Origin of the sequence: Bacteroides sp. 1_1_14 (assembly GCF_000162515.1) — a bacterium.
GTDB classification, from domain to species: Bacteria; Bacteroidota; Bacteroidia; order Bacteroidales; family Bacteroidaceae; genus Bacteroides; species Bacteroides thetaiotaomicron.
Genome location: NZ_GG774711.1, coordinates 179,371 through 200,478, shown reverse-complemented (window position 1 = coordinate 200,478; position 21,108 = coordinate 179,371). Strand labels below are relative to the sequence as shown.

Annotated in this window: 12 protein-coding genes and 1 pseudogene; 5 read left to right on the top strand and 8 right to left on the bottom strand. The window is 45.4% G+C overall.

Annotation, left to right across the window (positions count from 1 at the left end; genetic code table 11):
• Positions 1-90: 90 nt before the first annotated feature.
• The 6 genes and pseudogenes from HMPREF9007_RS03515 to HMPREF9007_RS03540 form a co-directional block, all read right to left on the bottom strand.
• Positions 91-942, bottom strand: coding sequence for a FecR family protein (locus tag HMPREF9007_RS03515; protein WP_008763320.1), 852 nt, complete (start codon positions 940-942; stop codon positions 91-93).
• A gap of 9 nt (positions 943-951) precedes the next feature.
• The gene (locus HMPREF9007_RS03520) at positions 952-1,542 is read right to left on the bottom strand and encodes a sigma-70 family RNA polymerase sigma factor (RefSeq protein ID WP_008763319.1); all 591 of its coding nucleotides are present in this window, start codon (positions 1,540-1,542) and stop codon (positions 952-954) included.
• Positions 1,543-1,618: 76 nt separating this feature from the next.
• A complete protein-coding gene (locus HMPREF9007_RS03525; RefSeq protein WP_008763318.1) occupies positions 1,619-3,193 on the bottom strand; it encodes a peptide chain release factor 3 in 1,575 nt (524 codons plus the stop codon).
• Positions 3,194-3,198: 5 nt separating this feature from the next.
• Positions 3,199-4,046, bottom strand: a pseudogene (gene rfbD / locus HMPREF9007_RS03530) (dTDP-4-dehydrorhamnose reductase).
• On the bottom strand, positions 4,047-4,592 hold the full coding sequence (locus tag HMPREF9007_RS03535) for a DUF4924 family protein (protein WP_008763316.1): 546 nt from the start codon (positions 4,590-4,592) through the stop codon (positions 4,047-4,049).
• 11 nt (positions 4,593-4,603) lie between these two features.
• Positions 4,604-5,257 (bottom strand): LysE family transporter, encoded by a 654-nt coding sequence (locus HMPREF9007_RS03540; RefSeq protein ID WP_008767802.1) that lies wholly within the window; start codon positions 5,255-5,257, stop codon positions 4,604-4,606.
• 163 nt (positions 5,258-5,420) lie between these two features.
• Here HMPREF9007_RS03540 and purL point away from each other — a divergent pair, with 163 nt between their 5' ends.
• From purL to HMPREF9007_RS03560, 4 genes are all read left to right on the top strand, one after another.
• Positions 5,421-9,092 carry a phosphoribosylformylglycinamidine synthase gene (gene purL / locus HMPREF9007_RS03545; protein WP_008763314.1) on the top strand — a complete coding sequence of 1,224 codons (3,672 nt, stop codon included), beginning with the start codon at positions 5,421-5,423 and terminating at the stop codon, positions 9,090-9,092.
• Positions 9,093-9,363: 271 nt separating this feature from the next.
• Positions 9,364-13,404 (top strand): response regulator, encoded by a 4,041-nt coding sequence (locus HMPREF9007_RS03550; protein WP_008763313.1) that lies wholly within the window; start codon positions 9,364-9,366, stop codon positions 13,402-13,404.
• Positions 13,401-13,958 (top strand): chromate transporter, encoded by a 558-nt coding sequence (locus tag HMPREF9007_RS03555; RefSeq protein WP_008763312.1) that lies wholly within the window; start codon positions 13,401-13,403, stop codon positions 13,956-13,958. Before HMPREF9007_RS03550 ends, HMPREF9007_RS03555 begins: the two co-directional genes overlap by 4 nt.
• A gap of 31 nt (positions 13,959-13,989) precedes the next feature.
• Positions 13,990-14,538, top strand: coding sequence for a chromate transporter (locus tag HMPREF9007_RS03560; RefSeq protein WP_008763311.1), 549 nt, complete (start codon positions 13,990-13,992; stop codon positions 14,536-14,538).
• Between the two features lie 105 nt (positions 14,539-14,643).
• Here HMPREF9007_RS03560 and HMPREF9007_RS03565 read toward each other — a convergent pair whose 3' ends face one another.
• Both HMPREF9007_RS03565 and HMPREF9007_RS03570 read right to left on the bottom strand, forming a co-directional pair.
• Positions 14,644-16,152 carry a family 10 glycosylhydrolase gene (locus tag HMPREF9007_RS03565; protein WP_008763310.1) on the bottom strand — a complete coding sequence of 503 codons (1,509 nt, stop codon included), beginning with the start codon at positions 16,150-16,152 and terminating at the stop codon, positions 14,644-14,646.
• A gap of 64 nt (positions 16,153-16,216) precedes the next feature.
• The gene (locus HMPREF9007_RS03570) at positions 16,217-18,136 is read right to left on the bottom strand and encodes a HAMP domain-containing sensor histidine kinase (protein ID WP_008763309.1); all 1,920 of its coding nucleotides are present in this window, start codon (positions 18,134-18,136) and stop codon (positions 16,217-16,219) included.
• A gap of 196 nt (positions 18,137-18,332) precedes the next feature.
• On the opposite strand from HMPREF9007_RS03570, the gene uvrA reads away from it, so the two are divergent.
• Positions 18,333-21,104, top strand: a complete 2,772-nt coding sequence (gene uvrA, locus HMPREF9007_RS03575; RefSeq protein ID WP_008763308.1) for an excinuclease ABC subunit UvrA — start codon at positions 18,333-18,335, stop codon at positions 21,102-21,104.
• Positions 21,105-21,108 lie beyond the last annotated feature (4 nt).

The window sequence follows — 21,108 nt, the reverse complement described above, 5'->3', positions numbered from 1 at the left end:
TAGAGCGTTTTTTAATTGCAGAAATATTTCACTTCCTGCTTTATATCAAGGATAATTTCTCTTTTTTACGGCTCGGACTTCTGTTCCCGTCTATTCTAATATGACTTTCTGCCCGCTCAACTGATAATTGATTCCCAAAGAACCAAATACTTTTTTCAATGTTTCATGCAGATCTCTCGTCAGGATGGTTCCGTTATAGTACAGTTCATTATATTTTTCACACCCTACCACTTCCACATCAAATATATGCTGAATATCTGCTACTACATTGACCAGCGGGTCATCTTCATAACCGAGCACTTCGGGCAGTTCTTCCTTTTCCTGAACAGGACCAATCGCATTCTCATCACAGCGTACACTTTCACCGGCATTCAATGTCTGTTCGCCGATTGGTGTCTCTACCTTCACTGTTCCCTCTTCACAATTGACAGTGATCGTTTTTCCTTCCTGCTCGACCAAGAATTTTGTACCTAACACCGTAACATCTCCGGCTTCCGTTCGTACAGTAAATGTTTTACCCGGAGTCACGTCAAAGAAGGCTGATCCGAGGAGATGTAGCTTGCGCCCCCAAAGCCAGCTCACTTTATTATAAGACAAAGTTGAGTTTTGCATCAGCTTCACAGAACTGCCATCCGGTAGCTTGTAATCAACAGCTACTGCTTCAGACGTAATCTTCTCTTCCGACAGATAGTAATAACCGCCTATTCCGAAAAGCAGGACAAACAGGGCCGCTACTCTCCAGTAAATACGACTGCTCCTGCGAACAATCAGTTTCTGTCTTCCTGCAGCGTTCGGTCTGCTTGTTAATGCATCCGCACGTTTTTCTTCACGAAATTCTTCTAACTTCCCACCAACTACAGACTTCCGTGCAAACAACTCACCTTTCAGAGGAAGTTTGCCGTCTTCCATATATTGTTCCAGAAGTTCTTTCCTATTCTCCATATCCTCACCTCAATTAAAAATCCATAAATTAGCAGCTACAGTCAACAGGAATGATTTGCTCAATCGCTCTCTCAGTCTGGATATTGCCATGTGGGTAGTATTATAAACAGTACGGGAAGTCAGTCCCATCACTTCGGCTATTTCGTCCGAATTCAGTTTTTTATAATACTTCAAGTATAATACCTCTCTCTGCTGCTTTGTCAAGCCATTTATTTCTTTCTGCAGAACTTCTAACTGCTCTCTTTCAAGTTCGGAACGGACAATCGCTGTTTCTATGTCTATCTCCAAATCGAATCTATATTCGCTTGAATTAACTTCGTCCAATGATGTGAATACGCCATTAGCAGTTTTCTTCAACTCATTCAGCAGCATGCGTTTCAGCGCCACACACAGGTAAGCGGATATGGACTGAGGCTCGGAACAACTCTGCCTCTTCTCATACAGATAAACGAACAAAGACTGAATGGATTCAGTTACCAGATCATCATCACCGGCAATCTTCATCCCATATCCGTAAAGTAAATCCGAATATTCATTGTAGAGTTGCCGGAATGCTTCTTCATCCCCCTGCTGGATTTTCTCCCAAAATGTTGTATTCATTTCTCCTTCCCTTATTTACAGGTAACATAATTCTTCCCCTTTTACCAATTATTTTTGTTAAATTCCACCAAGCAGACTAAAATTCACTTGTGAAGTGGAATTTAATGTGCTTGAAGTCCATTTGTGCCATCTGAAGCACATAACCTGAATCGGCAAGGAATACGTCACGTCCTTCCCTGTCTTTCGCCATATATTGGTATTTACGTTTCTTGAAAGCTTCCAGCTCAGCAGGATCATCGCTTTCTACCCAACAAGCCTTGTACAAACTTACCGGTTCCCAACGGCAAGAAGCATTGTACTCGTTCAGCAGACGATACTGGATAACCTCAAACTGCAACTGTCCGACCGTACCGATAATCTTGCGGCCGTTGAACTGATTGACAAACAACTGTGCCACACCTTCGTCCATCAACTGGTCGATACCCTTTGCCAGCTGTTTCTGCTTCATCGGATCGGCATTTTCGATATACTTGAACATCTCCGGCGAGAAGCTGGGCAAGCCGCGGAAATGGAGCAGTTCTCCTTCCGTCAGCGTATCACCGATCTTGAAAGTTCCGTTGTCCGGCAAACCGATGATATCTCCTGCATAGGCTTCGTCAATGGTCGTTTTCCGCTGTGCCATAAACTGGGTGGGCGATGAGAAACGCATGGTCTTGCCATGACGGACGTGCTGATAGGGTGCATTACGTACAAATTTGCCCGAACATATCTTGCAGAATGCTACACACGAACGATGATTCGGGTCGATATTGGCGGTAATCTTAAAGATGAATCCGGTGAATTTCGGCTCATCCGGTTTCACTTCACGCTCTTCTGCCTGTACAGGACGAGGACTGGGAGCAATCTCCACAAAGCAGTTCAACAATTCCTGTACACCAAAATTATTCAAGGCAGAGCCAAAGAATACAGGCGCGCAATCTCCTGCCAGATAAGATTCCACATCCAGTTCCGGATAAACTCCTTCGATCAGTTCCAGATCACCACGCAGCTTGTCTGCCAGCGGCTTACCGATCTGCTTATCCAGCTCTTCCGTATGTATATCGACTTCTACCTTCTCCGTCACCACTTGTTTGGAAGGTTGGTACAAGTCCAGTTTCTTCTCATAAATATTATATACTCCTTTGAAGCGGGCTCCCTGTTCGATAGGCCATGACAGCGGGCGGACCTGAATCATCAGTTCTTCTTCCAGCTCGTCCAGCAAGTCAAACGGGTCCTTACCCTCACGGTCCATTTTATTAACGAAAATGATAACCGGAGTTTTTCTCATACGGCACACTTCCATCAGTTTACGGGTTTGTGTTTCCACACCTTTCGCTCCGTCTACTACAATGATAACGCTGTCTACAGCAGTCAGCGTACGGTATGTGTCTTCGGCAAAGTCCTGGTGACCCGGAGTATCGAGAATATTGATCTTGTAGTCCCGATAGTCAAATTCCATTACGGAAGTTGTCACCGAGATACCACGCTGTTTCTCAATCTCCATCCAGTCGGAAGTAGCCGTTTTCTTGATTTTATTGCTCTTGACCGCACCTGCTACCTGAATCTGACCACCGAAAAGCAATAACTTCTCCGTCAATGATGTCTTACCGGCATCCGGATGCGCAATAATGGCGAATGTTCGCCGTCTCTGTATTTCTGTATTATCTGCCATATTTATTATAAGGTGTCGATGCATCTTTTCAGGCTTTCCTCCCAATGAGGAATTTCGATGCCGAACGTTGTTTTTATTTTGTTTTATCGAGTACGGAATATGCAGGGCGGTTCGCTCTTGTAGGATATTCCGCCGTATGCAGAGGTTTCACTTTGCATGAGGTGATTCCTGCCAGACGATGAATAGCTACCGTAAAGTCATACCAGGAGCAGACTCCTTCGTTGCTGAAATGATAGACTCCAGGAACGATTCCTTTATTAATAATAGCAAAGATGGCCTGTGCCAGGTCATTGGCGTAAGTAGGAGTTCCTACCTGATCGAAAATGACTCCCAGACTATCACGCTCTTTGCCCAGACGGATCATCGTTTTCACGAAGTTGTTGCCAAAAGTGGAATAAAGCCATGCGGTACGGATAACGACTGACTTTTCGCAATGATTCAGTACCTCATATTCTCCTTCAAGTTTCGTTGTTCCATATACCGAATTCGGACATGGATCGCATTCTTCTGTATAAGGGATATGAGCGGTGCCGTCAAAAACATAGTCGGTAGACACCTGAATTATCGCCGCACCATTAAATTGCGCTGCACATGCCAGCGTTTTAGGAGCTTCACTGTTCAGCTTATAAGCCAGTTCCGAATCATCTTCCGCTTTATCTACTGCTGTATATGCCGCACAATTAACAATAAGCTCAATCCGCTTTTCAGCAATATATGCCCAAACAGCGTCCTTATTACAGATGTCCAGCTCCTGCACATCTGTGAAATAATACGTATGTTGCGGATTCTCTTTTGCAAGTACTTGCATTTCATTGCCAAGCTGACCATTGGCACCCGTCACTAAAATTCTCATTTATTCATCAAGTTTTAATTCCCCTTTCAGGTCTTTATCGTAATAGTTTGCCAACATGGAAAGAAAGCTGCTGATAGCTTCTACCGCCTTCATAGTCCCCTCACTGACAGGCTTTTTCTGCAAGCGAAGCAGGAACAATCCATAGAGTGCTTCGAAACAAGTCTCCAGTTCCGGTTCTTCTTTTTTGCCATTCTTATTCCGCAATTCTACAATAAACGGCAACGCTTTGAAATAAGCGGCACTGTAGAAAGGAAATTTGGGAGAAGAAGTCAACGCATTATGAAGTTCTGTCAGTTTGATGATGATGTTCCTGTTAATCTGCAAATGACCTTTTTCACGTACCCCCTCCTCATTCATCATAGTGATCAGGTTGCCGTACCACTCTCGCAGGGCAGGACGCTGATCTTCCGGATAACGGGCGATCACATTCGCCTCGATCTCCTCCAGTTCACCATGATTGGCGCGGATCAGGTCTTCTTCTTGCCACATATATATAAGGTACTCGGCAATGTTTTTCTCTTTAAGCTGTTTGGCTATCTGATTCATAAGTTTTCTTCTTAATAAAGTGACTCTCCCAGCAACGTATAGATTAATCCCGCCACTGACACCAGCATCACAATGCTGCCAATCACACGGTTCAGTATCCAGATGCCCCGTAAGTTAAACTTAGTGCGCACTTTATTCACAAAATAAGTGATTCCGAGCCACCACACCAGCGCCCCCGAAGCAATGGCAAGATATCCCGTAATTTCTTCGAACACCACGACACCGGGCTGCACAAAGGCAAAACGGGCAAATAGTCCGATAAACAAGAATATAATCAGGGGGTTGGAGAGCGTGACAAAGAATGCGGTAATGAAATTGTGAAAGTAAGAACCTTTGTTGGACGATGCCGGACGGATGGATTGTACCGGATTGCTGCGAAAGGTATAGATTCCGAAAAGCAGCAGCATGATGCTGCCCAGCAACTGCAGATAAAAAATATTCTTATTGATATAATCGAACACAAAGCTCATACCATAACCTGTCAACAGAGCATAAGCTATGTCGCTTAATGAGGCTCCAAGCCCTGTCACAAATCCATACCAGCGCCCTTTATTCAGCGTCCTCTGAATGCAGAGAACCCCCACCGGTCCGAGAGGTGCGGACACAACAACGCCTATAATAAAGCCTTTCACTATTATATCGAATATTGTTTCAATCTGAATCATGCCGCAAATATCGCACTTTTTTATGAGAAGAGGATAGGATATTAACGTTTTTTCCACACAAGAGTCACTATATACACCAAAATTGCTTATCTTTGCGCCACAGAAAAATCGTAAAATCAAAAAATAAACATGATTCTTTTTTTTCAGAACCCCTTCCAAGAGCGTGATTGCCGTAGAGAGCAACCATCAGCTCACCCCGGACGAAAGTAATAAACTCTGCTGGCTTTTTGGAGAAGCCGTGACGGAAAGTGAAGAAAACCTGAAAGGCTGTTTCGTCGGTCCACGCCGCGAAATGATTACCCCTTGGAGTACAAACGCAGTAGAAATCACCCAAAACATGGGACTTGAAGACATTCTCCGCATCGAAGAATATTTTCCGGTAAAAGATGAAAATGCCGACTACGACCCGATGCTGCAACGCATGTACAAAGGACTCGACCAAAACGTATTCACCACCAACCGCCAACCGGAACCTATCGTATCCATCGAAGACCTCGAAGCCTACAACGAGAAAGAAGGCCTCGCACTCTCGAAAGAAGAAATGGACTATCTGAAAAAGGTAGAAAACGATCTGGGACGCAAGTTGACTGACTCCGAAGTTTTCGGTTTCGCACAGATCAACTCCGAACACTGTCGCCACAAAATATTCGGTGGAACATTCATCATCGACGGTGTAGAACAGGAATCGTCTCTGTTCCAGATGATCAAAAAGACCACACAGGAGAATCCGAATAAAATCATCTCTGCTTATAAAGACAACGTAGCCTTCGCCGAAGGTCCGGTAGTTGAACAGTTTGCTCCGGCAGATCACTCAAAACCTGACTTCTTCCAGGTGAAAGACATCAAAAGCGTCATCTCACTGAAAGCAGAAACTCATAACTTCCCGACGACTGTAGAACCGTTCAACGGCGCATCTACCGGTACAGGCGGTGAAATCCGCGACCGTATGGGTGGTGGCAAAGGTTCATGGCCGATCGCAGGTACTGCTGTCTACATGACTTCTTATCCCCGCACGGACGAAGGCCGTGAATGGGAAGATATTCTTCCGGTACGCAAATGGCTGTACCAGACTCCGGAACAGATTCTGATCAAGGCATCCAACGGTGCTTCCGACTTCGGTAACAAGTTCGGCCAACCGCTGATCTGCGGCTCGGTACTGACTTTCGAACACACGGAAAACAACGAAGTTTATGGCTACGACAAAGTTATAATGCTTGCGGGCGGTGTAGGCTACGGCACACAACGCGACTGCCTCAAAGGTACTCCGGAAGCAGGAAACAAAGTAGTCGTCATCGGTGGCGACAATTACCGTATCGGACTGGGTGGCGGTTCCGTATCTTCTGTAGATACCGGTCGTTACAGCAGCGGTATTGAACTGAATGCCGTACAACGTGCCAACGCCGAAATGCAGAAACGTGCCAACAACGTAGTACGCGCACTCTGCGAGGAAGATGTGAATCCGGTCGTTTCTATCCACGACCACGGTTCGGCAGGTCACGTAAACTGTCTGTCGGAATTGGTGGAAGAATGTGGCGGTCTGATCGACATGAGCAAACTTCCGATCGGCGACAAGACATTGTCCGCTAAAGAAATCATCGCCAACGAAAGTCAGGAACGTATGGGACTTCTGATCAAAGAAGAAGCCATCGAACATGTACGTAAGATTGCCGAACGCGAACGCGCTCCGATGTACGTAGTAGGTGAAACAACCGGCGATCACCGCTTCTCTTTCCAGCAGGCAGACGGCGTACGTCCGTTCGACCTGGCCGTTGAGCAGATGTTCGGTTCATCTCCGAAGACTTATATGATCGACAAGACCGTAGAACGTCATTATAAAATGCCGGAATACGAATTGCCGAAATTACATGAATACCTGACCAATGTGCTGCAACTCGAAGCCGTAGCTTGTAAGGACTGGCTGACAAATAAGGTAGACCGCTCCGTAACAGGTAAAGTAGCCCGCCAGCAATGCCAGGGCGAACTTCAGTTGCCGTTGAGCGACTGTGGTGTCGTAGCACTTGACTATCGTGGTGAAAAAGGTATCGCCACTTCTATCGGTCACGCTCCGCAAGCCGCACTGGCTGATCCGGCTGCCGGCTCTATCCTTTCGGTATCCGAAGCACTGACAAACCTTGTCTGGGCTCCGATGGCAGAAGGCATGGACAGCATTTCCCTGTCTGCCAACTGGATGTGGCCGTGCCGCTCACAGGAAGGTGAAGACGCCCGTCTTTACACTGCCGTGAAAGCATTGAGCGACTTCTGCTGCGCTCTGCAAATCAATGTTCCTACCGGAAAGGACTCTTTGTCCATGACACAGAAATATCCGAACGGCGAGAAAGTTATTTCTCCGGGAACAGTGATCGTATCTGCCGGCGGCGAAGTATCCGACGTGAAGAAAGTCGTATCTCCGGTATTGGTGAACAACGAAAAGACAACACTCTATCATATCGATTTCAGCTTCGACGAACTGAAACTCGGAGGTTCCGCTTTTGCACAGTCTCTGGGTAAAGTTGGCGACGACGTACCCTGCGTACAGGATGCCGAATACTTCCGCGATGCTTTCCTTGCCGTACAGGAACTGGTGAACAAGGGACTGATCCTGGCAGGACACGATATTTCAGCAGGTGGTCTGATCACTACATTACTGGAAATGTGCTTCGCCAACGTTGAAGGCGGTATGGAAATCAGCCTCGACAAGATGAAGGAACAAGATATCATCAAGATTCTGTTTGCAGAAAATCCGGGTATCGTGATCCAGATCAGCGACAAGCATAAAGAAGAAGTGAAAAAGATTCTGGAAGATGCAGGCGTAGGATTCGTGAAACTGGGTAAACCGACCGACGAACGTCATATCCTGGTATCGAAGGGCGACGCTACTTATCAGTTCGGTGTTGACTATATGCGTGACGTATGGTATTCTTCTTCTTACCTGCTCGACTGCAAACAGTCTATGAACGGCTGCGCAAAGAAACGTTTCGAAAACTATAAGATGCAACCGGTTGAATTCGCTTTCATGCCCGGATTCAAAGGTAAACTCTCTCAGTATGGTATCACTCCGGACCGTCGTACTCCGAGCGGTGTCCGCGCTGCCATCATCCGCGAGAAAGGAACGAACGGCGAACGCGAAATGGCTTACTCACTCTATCTTGCCGGCTTCGACGTGAAAGACGTGACGATGACCGACCTGATCAGCGGACGCGAAACACTGGAAGATGTAAACATGATTGTTTACTGCGGTGGATTCTCCAACTCCGACGTACTCGGTTCGGCCAAAGGATGGGCAGGAGGTTTCTTGTTCAACCCTAAAGCCAAAGAGGCACTTGACAAGTTCTACGCACGTGAAGATACGCTTTCACTGGGTATCTGCAACGGTTGCCAGTTGATGATGGAACTGGGACTTATCAATCCGGAACACGAAAAGAAAGGCAAGATGCTGCACAACGACTCACATAAATTCGAATCGACTTATGTAGGCTTGACAATCCCGACCAACCGCAGTGTAATGTTCGGCTCATTGAGCGGCAGCAAACTGGGTATCTGGGTGGCTCACGGAGAAGGTAAATTCTCTCTGCCTTACGATGAAGACCAATACAACGTAGTGGCAAAATACAGCTACGATGAATACCCCGGCAACCCGAACGGTTCCGATTATTCTATCGCAGGTCTTGCCAGCGCCGACGGCCGCCATCTGGCAATGATGCCTCACCTCGAACGTGCTATCTTCCCGTGGCAGAATGGCTGCTATCCTGCTGACCGTAAGAACAGCGATCAGATTACTCCATGGATAGAAGCATTTGTCAACGCCCGCAAATGGGTAGAAGAGAAGACTAAATAAGATATCTTTCTATCATTGAAACGGAGGCTGTTATTTGTTATAAAGTAACAGCCTCTTGTTTTAACTCCTTTTCCATACCCAAAGTCTGCATATTACAACTTAATTTCCCTAAATAAACAGGATATACAAATAGCTGCGAAAGCTCCTGTATACTTCACTTTGAGAGCACCGTTATCTTAACCTAAAATTTTGTAGTGTCGAAAAATCTTCTTAATTTTGTCAAACTTTCCCCCTCACTAAAGATTCAATAACCCATAAAAGTCCTATTTGTATGAAAAAATGGCTTTTTTTATTATTATTGTTTCCTCTGACCTGTGTCGCCCAGACCTATCAGTATCTAGGAGTGGAAGACGGGTTAAGCAACCGGAGAGTGTACTACATTCAAAAAGACAATGTTGGATATATGTGGTTCCTTACGCACGAGGGAATCGACCGGTACAACGGCAAAGAGTTTAAACGGTATAAATTAATGGACGGCGACAAAGAACTCAACTCGCTGTTAAATCTGAATTGGTTATATATCGATCCGGAAGGAACGCTATGGGAAATCGGTAAGAAAGGCAAGATTTTCCGGTATGACCGTATTCATGACACTTTCGAACTCGTCTACAAGTTGCCGATAGAAGACTTTAAGGATTTACCGGCTCCCATCACTTTCAGCTGGATCGATCATAACAATCATATCTGGCTGTGCAACGAAGAAACGATCTTCCTTTACAACACCCGGACGGAAGAGGTTACTCATGTTAAAAACTGCCTCAGCGAAGCTATAAACGACATCGAACAAATCGACGAATCCCACTATTTTATCGGGACGGAGATGGGTATTCATCATGCCCAACTGAAAGACAACACACTACAACTTCTCCCCTGCGACAAGCTCGACAACGTCAATATTCAAGTTAACGATTTACACTTCGACCCCAAAATCCGCAAACTGTTCATCGGTGCCTTCCAACGGGGCGTCATGGTTTACGACATGAACACAAAAACTATCACACAACCGGAAGTCAGCCTGAAAGACGTAAGTATATCACGCATCAAACCACTGAATGCCAAAGAACTGCTGATTGCTACCGATGGCGGAGGTATCTATAAGATGAATGTCGATACGTACCAGACCGTACCTTTTATCGTAGCAGACTACAACAGCTACAATGGCATGAACGGCAACAGCATTAACGACATCTACATAGACGACGAAGAACGGATATGGATGGCAAACTATCCGATAGGAATTACCATTCAGAACAATCGTTATCCGAGTTATAAATGGATCAAACATTCTGTCGGTAATAAGCAGTCGCTGATTAACGACCAGGTGAACTCTATCATAGAAGACAGCGAGGGAGACTTATGGTATGGCACCAACAACGGAATTAGCCTGCAAGACTCAAAAACCGGAAAATGGCGCTCGTTTCTGAGCACCTTTGAGAATGTGCAGAACAGCAAAAATCATATATTTACAACCTTATGTGAAGTATCTCCCGGCATTATTTGGGCAGGCGGATATTTCTCGGGACTTTATCAGATAGATAAACGTACGTCGAAAACAACTTATTTTACACCCGCTTCGTATGCTCATGAAAGTATACGTCCGGATAAATACATACGTGACATACGCAAAGACTCACGCGGTTATGTATGGAGCGGAGGATATTATAACCTGAAGCGAATCAACGTACAAACCAAAGACATACGGCTCTACCACGGACTGCATTCCGTAACCGCCATCATCGAAAAGGATGACAAAAGTATGTGGATAGGTACGGCAACAGGCCTGTTTCTTCTGGATATAGAATCCGGGAAATATGAACGCATCCAACTGCCGGTAGAATCTACCTATGTCTACTCCCTGTATCAGACCCAAAAAGGCGCACTGTATATAGGTACCAGCGGATCGGGAGTACTGATTTATGATCCCCAGACAAAGTTGTTTACCCATTATTATACGGGAAACTGTGCCATGATATCCAACAATATCTACACGATATTATCGGATGAAGACAATGAAATTCTATTAAGTACGGAGAACGGACTCACCAGCTTCTATCCCAAACAAAAAACCTTCTACAACTGGACAAAGGAAATGGGACTGATGACTACGCACTTCAATGCGTTGTCCGGTACCCTGCGCAGAAATAACAATTTTATCTTCGGTAGCTCGGACGGTGCCATAGAGTTCAATAAAGACATGAAGCTCCCCAGGACGTACTCTTCCAAGATGATCTTCAGTGATTTCAAACTGTTTTATCAGACGGTATATCCGGGAGACAAGAATTCACCACTGGAAAAAGATATCAACGAAACCAAAGAATTAAGACTAAAATATAATCAGAATATCTTTTCACTGATGGTTTCTTCCATCAACTATGATTATCCTTCCAATGTTCTTTATTCATGGAAGCTGGAAGGATTTTACGAAGAGTGGAGCAAACCCGGCAATGAAAGTACAATCCGTTATACCAACCTCGCTCCGGGAAAATATGTATTGCGTGTGCGTGCCATCTCCAACGAAGACCAACGGGTGATGCTTGAAGAAAGAAGCATTGATATTATCATTGCCCAACCTTTCTGGCTCACTCCCTGGGCAATGATATTGTATGCAATCCTGATTTCCCTTATTGCTGTTATCATCCTGCGGGTTCTTATTCTGAAAAAACAGCGGAAGGTTTCCGATGAAAAAATACACTTCTTCATCAATACGGCACACGATATACGCACCCCGTTGACATTGATTAAAGCTCCTCTGGAAGATTTGCGCGAAAAAGAAGCTCTGAGCAAGGAAGGCATAGCCAACATGAACACTGCCATACGCAATGTAAATGCCTTGTTGCGTCTGACAACGAATCTTATTAACTTTGAGAGAGCAGATGTTTATTCTTCGGAATTATACATTTCGGAGCATGAACTAAACACGTTCATGACAGAAATATTCAATGCATTTCAGTCTTATGCCAATATCAAGCATATCAACTTTACGTACGAAAGCAATTTCCGGTATATGAATGTATGGTTTGACAAGGAAAAGATGGAATCTATTCTGAATAATATAATATCGAACGCATTAAAATACACGCCGGAAAATGGTAATGTGCAGATTTTCGTATCAGAGAACAATGATTCGTGGAGCGTGGAAGTGAAGGATACCGGAATCGGTATTCCAGCCAGCGAGCAAAAGAAACTGTTCAAGCTTCATTTCCGCGGCAGCAATGCCATCAATTCGAAAGTGACGGGAAGTGGTATCGGTTTGATGCTGGTATGGAAACTTGTCCGGTTACACAAGGGCAAAATCAACCTGTCGAGCGTGGAGAATCAGGGATCGGTGATTAAGATATCTTTCCCAAAAGACAGCAAACGCTTCCATAAAGCACACCTTGCCACACCAAGCAAACGCCGGCAAGAGATAACAAGTACAACCAATGTGCCTGCCAGCATCTATGAGAATGTGCATAAGGAACAGAATCCGAATCATCAGCGAATCCTAATCGTAGAAGATAATGATGAACTGCGCAACTATCTGTCACAGACACTGGCAGAAGAATATACGGTACAGAACTGCTGCAACGGCAAAGAAGCACTGACCATCATTCCGGAATACAAACCGGAACTGGTTATCTCGGACATTATGATGCCGGAAATGAGAGGGGATGAATTGTGTGACGCCATTAAAAATAATATCGAAACGTCGCATATCCCTGTTATCCTGCTAACAGCTCTTAATAATGAAAAAGACATATTGTCCGGCCTTCAGATTGGTGCTGACGAGTATATTGTCAAGCCATTTAATATTGGAATATTAAAAGCTACCGTCTCCAATCTGTTGATCAACCGCGCCCTTTTGCGAAGCAAATACGGTAGTCTGGATATGGACGATGAGGATGATCATGAAGACGAATGCATCAACTGCTCGCAGGATATCGACTGGAAGTTTATCGCCAATGTACGGAAGAATATAGAAGATAATATAGACAATCCGGCTCTTACAGTAGATGTGCTTTGCAATCTGATGGGCATGAGCCGTACCAGCTTCTACAACAAACTCAGGGCATTGACCGATCAGGCTCCGGGCGATTACATCCGCCTGATCCGCCTGAAACGTTCGGTGAAGTTGCTGAAAGAAGGTACACACAGTATAACAGAAATAGCAGAAATGACAGGATTTAGTGATGCGAAGTACTTCCGTGAAGTATTCAAGAAGCACTTCAACGTAAGCCCCAGCCAATATGGAAAAGAAGGCAAGCCCCACAAGGAGGGCAAGGCTGGAAAAGAAAACAAGTCCGATAAGGAAGGAGGAGAAAAAGAAGAATGAACATTTACCTCGAATCATTTGGAATCTTTTTTAAAATAGGCGCTTTCACCATTGGCGGAGGCTATGCAATGGTTCCACTTATTGAGAATGAAATCGTAACCAAACGGAAATGGATCGCACAGGAAGACTTTATCGACCTGCTGGCTATCTCTCAGTCCGCTCCGGGTATTCTGGCTGTGAATATCTCTATCTTTATAGGATATAAGCTGCGTGGCATCCGGGGAAGTATTGTCACAGCACTGGGGACTATACTCCCCTCATTTATTATCATTCTGGCCATCGCGCTCTTTTTCCATTCTTTCAAGGACAATCCGATTGTAGAACGCATATTTAAAGGAATACGACCCGCCGTGGTGGCATTGATCGCCGCACCGACTTTCACCATGGGACGGTCGGCCAAAATCAACCGGTACAACTTATGGATCCCCGTCGTATCGGCATTATTGATCTGGCTATTGGGCTTCTCCCCGATATGGATTATCATTGCTGCCGGTGTAGGAGGTTTCCTATGGGGAAAATTTAAAAAAGTGGAGAGTGAACACCCAAGGCTATGATTCAAGATTCATAATTCTAAATTAAAAAGAGATGATTTATCTTCAGTTATTTTATACGTTCTTTAAAATCGGACTTTTCGGTTTTGGCGGAGGTTACGCCATGCTTTCGATGATACAAGGTGAAGTAGTAACCCGCTATGGGTGGGTGACTTCGCAAGAATTCACAGACATTGTTGCCATCAGTCAGATGACTCCGGGGCCTATCGGTATCAATGCGGCTACTTATGTCGGTTTTACGTCGACAGGAAGTGTGTGGGGATCGATTGTTGCCACATTCGCTGTTGTTTTTCCCTCTTTCATACTGATGCTGACAATCAGCAAATTCTTTCTGAAATATCAGAAACATCCGGTAGTGGAATCTATTTTTGCAGGATTGCGTCCGGCAGTTGTCGGATTATTAGCTTCCGCCGCACTGGTATTGATGAATGTGGAAAACTTCGGTTCACCTACAGAAGACACCTACACATTTGTCATCAGCATCATTATCTTCCTGATAGCCTTTATCGGCACCAGAAAATACAAGGCAAATCCGATATTAATGATTATCGCCTGCGGGATTGCAGGACTACTGCTTTATTAAAATAAAGCAATAAGAGGCTGACTAAAAAGTCAGTAGTATCTTAAATCTCCTCCTTCGAGAAGGAGGAGTACCCGCAGGGGGAGGTGGTAGGTGAACATGCAGTCCTTACAGCTTGACCTTCTTACTTACCGATTTTGACTCATTATGAATACGGTCTAAAGCCGTCACCACATAGCGGTATTTGGTCTTACCCGTTTCATACGGCAGTTTGTAGAACGGATTTCGGGTGATAGCTACGATATGTGACGGATCATCAAGATTCACCTTTTCTTTGGAACCGAAACGGTATACTACGTACTGAATGGCTTTGTCCATTTCAGTCTCCGCTTTCGGAGCAGTCCAGAAAAGTATATAGCCATCTTCTGTCCATACCTTTTTCATCTTACGTACTTTGCCCGGAGCTTTATCATCCATAAAATCGAATACCGGAATCAAAGCCGGATATTTATGATACTCCTGTACCAAGGCATCCCGATATTTTCCAGCGTTCTCGACTACGGCTGCCGCATACCATTGGCAACTTCCGCCGATAGTCTGATAAGAACGCTGCAAAGCCATCTTTCGTGGAAGCTGGTTGATAGAAGGATTCTTCGGATCGGCATGCTGAATGGTATTCATGACTGCCTGACCGATAAACAACGGACGGTTTTCCGAATGCTTCGCCCACCAGTCAACCAGTGTTTCGTAATCGGCTGCCTTGTGTCCTATCTCCCAATAAATCTGAGGAATGTTATAATCAATCCATCCTTCACGTGCCCAAAGCAATACGTCGGCATAAAGATCATCATAGTTCTGCAAACCATTTGTGTTGCTGCCCAACGGATCTGTTTTCTGATTGCGGTAAATACCGAACGGGCTGATACCGAACTTCACCCACGGCTTGATGCCCCGTATCGTTTCATGAAGTTTCTTGATCAGGATATTCACGTTGCCACGACGCCAGTCCGCCTTATTACTGAAACCGCCTCCGTAACGGGCAAAGCTCGCATTGTCCGGGAAATCGACTCCCTTGATCGGATAAGGATAGAAATAATCGTCCATGTGGATAGCATCTACATCGTAACGGGATACAATATCGGAAACAATCTTGCAGATATGCTCACGGCTTTCGGGAAGTGCCGGATCAAAATAGATCTGATCGCCATAAGTGACAAACCATTCCGGATGTTCATGATAAATATGTGTCGGTGCCAATTGATTCTTCAATGAAGTCTTCACACGGTAGGGATTGATCCATGCATGGAATTCCATATTCCGTTTATGGCATTCTTCGATCATGAATTGCATCGGATCCCACATCGGAGAAGGCATTTGCCCTTGTGTTCCTGTCAGGAAACGACTCCACGGTTCGTGTTGTGAAGCATACAATGCATCCGCTTCGGGACGCACTTGAAAGATGATCGCATTAATACCCGCTCCCTGAAGAGAGTTCAGCTGACCAACCAGTGTCTGTTTCAGCTTCTCTGTCGGTATGCCACGGAACTGTCCGTTGACAGCCTGTATCCATGCAGCACGAAACTCACGTTTAGGATATGCATTGCCCGACGGCGCCTGCGCTCTTACTCCTGCCGCCAGAAGCAGAACTAATAAGAAAAGATAGTTTTTCAGATTCATAATGTTCTTGAGTCATAAAATAATGTGGTGCAAAGATAATAGATGCAGATACTATCTCCAACTATTATTGAGGCCATTCGACAACAAATCTTGCACCACCCGCGTAGCTAGTGTCCAGATAGACATTTCCATCCACTAATTCCATGATCTGACGGATAATAGACAATCCCAGTCCGGTGCCCTGAGTGAAGGCATCGACCTTCGCGAACCGTTCGAAAATGGAGTCCCGGTAGTTTTCATCGATTCCGGGACCGGAATCTTCGATAATAAAACGTACCAGACGATTCGGTTTGTCTTCTGCATAACTGAGACATATAAAGCCGGATTCCGTGAATTTATTGGCATTGTTCAGCAAACCGAGCAGCACACGCTTCATCCAAATTTCAACCGTACACACTTCGACCGGAGTGGAAGAAGGCATATATTGCAACTTGATTCCTTCTTTCAGATTCTGACGAATCAATCCCAAACATTCCTGACAACACGCATCTACACTCACTGGCTTCTTCGGTATATCATCCGTCTGAGAGTCCATGTCGGCTATATCAATCACATTATTTACCAAATCAAGCAGATATGCGTTGCTGCTCTCCATTTGACGGGCATATTCTTCCATCTCTTCCTGTGTCAGCCCACCGGCAGCCATCAAGGATGAAAAACCGATAATCGAATTGAGCGGAGTACGGATTTCATGTGTAATATGCTGGATAAAAGAGCTTTTCATGTGGCTAGCCTTGATGACTGCCTTATTTGCCGCATCCAGTTTCCGGTTCAACGACAAAGAACGCATATAGTAAAACGTGATAACAATCAACAATATCAACACCAGGCATCCGACAATCACGGAAGTTATAAAGAGATTGCGGTTGACCTCCGCCCGCAATTCCAGCTTATCGTGCTCCAACTTATCCACTTCGAACTGCACGGTATATTTGCTTAATTGCTCGTCCAGTTCTGCCGAACGAATGGAATCATTAATATGTGCATAAGATTTATAAACCTCGCAGGCATCTTCAAAGCGTCCCATCTGCTCCATAAACTGTGCTTTCAACAGGTGATTGGCAGGATAACAGCTCCCCACCGAATGATGATAATCCATCAATGAGTCCAGATAGTTGAGTGCCATCTGATTGTCATTCAACGTCCGCGCACAAAGAATTTTATATCCCAACCATCCTTCACGGGGAAAAGCATTCATATTTTCGTGATAAAACTTATCCGCTTCTGCAATAAACGGCTGCGCCTCCTTCTTCCCTTTCAATGCCAGCGTAGCAATCACTTGAAACTGATAATAACGCATGGTAAGCTCCGGTCGGACAGGGATATCCTTACGCTTCATTTTCTCAATCAGTCCCGGCATACGATTCAAGTATTCCATCGCATTGGCATACTCCCCTCTAGCCAGATAAGTCTGGATGATATTCAGTGACACCACATAGGCATCTTCATAAAAACCCGCATCGCTAAATTTTTTCAGTGCGGAAGAATAGTATTCGAGACAGAGCTTGACGTTGTTGCTGAACACCCGATGATTATATCCGATACACATCTCGCTGCAAGCCATTCCGAAAGCACTTTTGGCCGCATCCGCATCCTTCTGAAGAAGTCCAGTCTCACGCATGGCCTCATCCTGCAAACCTTTCTCGGTAAGCAACTGAATATACTGGCGCCACTGCGTATAGCGATTATTGATATTACCACGCTTCAGACACCAGTCCATATATTCATATGCAACCACTTTCAGGCTATCCGTATTTCTCAACCGGTAATAATGGGAAGCAATCTGAGAATAAGCATCGTCGATTTTAGCAGTATCATTCTGCTGCCTTGCCAATCGCATATATTCCTGATAGAAAGGTATAAAATCTTTCTGACCTATTTTATTTGAGACACTGTCGGAAAGGGCTTCCAACTGTTTTTCTTTGTTTGTGCTACTAAAGGCTAAAGTAGATGCAAAACACAGAATGAATAAGCTAATAACCATCCGGATGTTTTTCACGATTCAAGTCAATTTGTTATTATTTTGAAATGTTTGTTTAAATTCCGGACCAAGATACGCCAATTATCCCGAAGCAATTTCTTTTTATTACCAATTATAACATATCTTAACCCGACCAAAAACCTTTCTTCTATCAATAAAATCGCTAACTTTGCCGACTATCATAAAAAAGGAGTATTTTATGTCAGAAAACAAACATATTTCGATCAAAGGAGTGCGGGTTAACAACCTGAAAAACATCGATGTAGATATTCCACGCAACAAACTTGTCGTGATCACCGGACTATCCGGTTCGGGGAAATCGTCGCTCGCTTTTGATACTCTCTATGCAGAAGGACAACGTCGTTATGTCGAGAGCCTTAGCAGCTACGCACGCCAGTTTCTGGGACGAATGAGCAAACCCGAATGTGATTTTATTAAAGGAATCCCACCGGCAATCGCCATCGAACAGAAAGTGAACAGCCGCAATCCAAGATCTACCGTAGGAACTTCCACCGAGATTTATGAATATCTGCGCTTGCTTTATGCGCGGGTGGGACGGACATATAGCCCCGTCAGCGGAGAAGAAGTCAAGAAGCATTCGACGGAGGACATCGTCAACTGTATGCTTTCGCATCCGGAGGGGACCAGATATACCGTATTGACCCCTATCCGCCTGCGCGAAGACCGTACCCTGCAGCAACAACTGGAGATAGACCTGAAACAAGGCTTCAACCGGGTAGAAGTGAACGGTGAAATGAAACGTATCGATGAATACAAGCCGGTGGCAGGCGACGAAGTTTATCTGCTGGTAGACCGTATGGCAGTGGCAAACACGAAAGATGCCATCAGCCGACTGACGGACTCTGCCGAAACTGCCATGTATGAAGGGGACGGTACGTGTATGCTACGTTTTTATCTGCCGGACGGCACCACCAGGCTATATAATTTCAGTACGAAATTCGAAGCGGACGGCATCACTTTTGAGGAGCCGAACGATCAGATGTTCTCGTTCAACTCTCCTATCGGTGCCTGCCCCGTATGCGAGGGCTTCGGCAAGGTGATCGGCATTGACGAGCATCTGGTAGTACCCAACCGCTCGCTATCCGTGTATGAAGGGGCCATCGTCTGCTGGCGTGGCGAGAAGATGGGAGAATGGAAAGATGAACTGATTCATAATGCGGATAGGTTCGATTTCCCGATTTTCACTCCTTACTATGAGCTGACAGACGAGCAACGTCGCACACTCTGGGAAGGAAACCAATACTTCCATGGCATCAACGATTTCTTCAAGATGCTGGAAGAGAATCAATATAAGATACAGTACAGGGTAATGCTGGCACGCTACCGGGGAAAAACAATCTGTCCGAAATGTCACGGTACACGTTTGAAACCGGAGGCAGGATATGTGCGGGTAGACGGAAAGAGCATTTCCGAACTGGTAGATTTACCCATCACGGAACTAAAAGAGTTCTTCGACCATCTGAACCTCAACGAACACGATAGCAATGTAGCCCGCAGAATTCTGATTGAAATCAACAGCCGCATCCGCTTTCTGATAGATGTAGGGTTGGGATATCTGACTTTAAACCGGCTCAGCAACTCGCTGTCGGGTGGAGAAAGCCAGCGTATCAACCTGGCAACGTCATTAGGAAGCAGCCTCGTCGGCAGTCTCTATATTCTGGATGAGCCGAGTATCGGTTTGCACAGCCGTGACACCGACCGTCTGATCCGCGTATTGCGTCAATTGCAGGAACTCGGCAATACGGTGGTAGTGGTAGAGCACGATGAAGAAATAATCCGTGCCGCCGATTACATCATTGATATCGGTCCGAATGCCGGTCGTCTGGGTGGAGAAGTCGTTTATCAGGGCGATATGAAAGACCTGAAAAAAGGCAGCAATAGTCATACGGTACGGTATCTGTTGGGAGAAGAGGAAATTCCCGTTCCCGAACATCGTCGTCCGTGGAACAATTATATCGAACTGACAGGTGCCCGCGAAAACAACCTGAAAGGAGTGGATGTAAAGTTCCCTCTCAATGTGATGACAGTTGTCACAGGCGTTTCCGGTTCCGGTAAGAGTACGTTGGTGCGGGATATCTTCTATCGGGCACTAAAGCGCGAACTGGATGAATGCAGCGACCGTCCGGGAGAATTTTCTTCTATCGGTGGAAGCCTGCGTGATCTGAGAAATATCGAATTTGTCGATCAAAACCCGATAGGCAAATCGTCCCGTTCCAATCCGGTGACTTACATCAAGGCTTATGACGAAATCCGGAAGCTATGGGCGGAACAGCCTCTGGCAAAACAAATGGGATACACAGCCGGACATTTCAGTTTCAACAGCGAAGGCGGACGATGCGAGGAATGTAAAGGCGAAGGAACCATCACCGTAGAAATGCAGTTTATGGCAGACTTGGTGCTGGAATGCGAATCCTGTCACGGTAAACGTTTTAAAGCAGATACACTGGAAGTGAAATTCCAGGATAAGAACATCTATGATGTACTGGAAATGACAGTAAACCAAGCCGTCGAATTCTTCACCGAACACGGTCAGAAGAAAATTGTAAAAAGACTGCTTCCGCTACAGGATGTCGGACTGGGATATATCAAATTAGGCCAGTCCTCTTCTACCCTATCCGGTGGTGAAAACCAACGTGTGAAGCTGGCATTCTACCTGAGTCAGGAGAAAGCCGACCCGACCCTGTTTATTTTTGACGAACCAACCACCGGACTGCACTTCCACGACATCCGCAAGCTGTTGGATGCCTTCGACGCACTCATCCGACGGGGACACAGCATTGTCATCATCGAACATAATATGGACGTTATCAAATGTGCCGATTATGTAATCGACCTCGGACCGGAAGGCGGAGACAAAGGCGGAAATATCGTAGCGGTAGGTACCCCGGAAGAAGTAGCCGCTTGCGGAGCAAGCTATACGGGGCAGTTTCTGAAAGAAAAGCTTGCTTAATGAA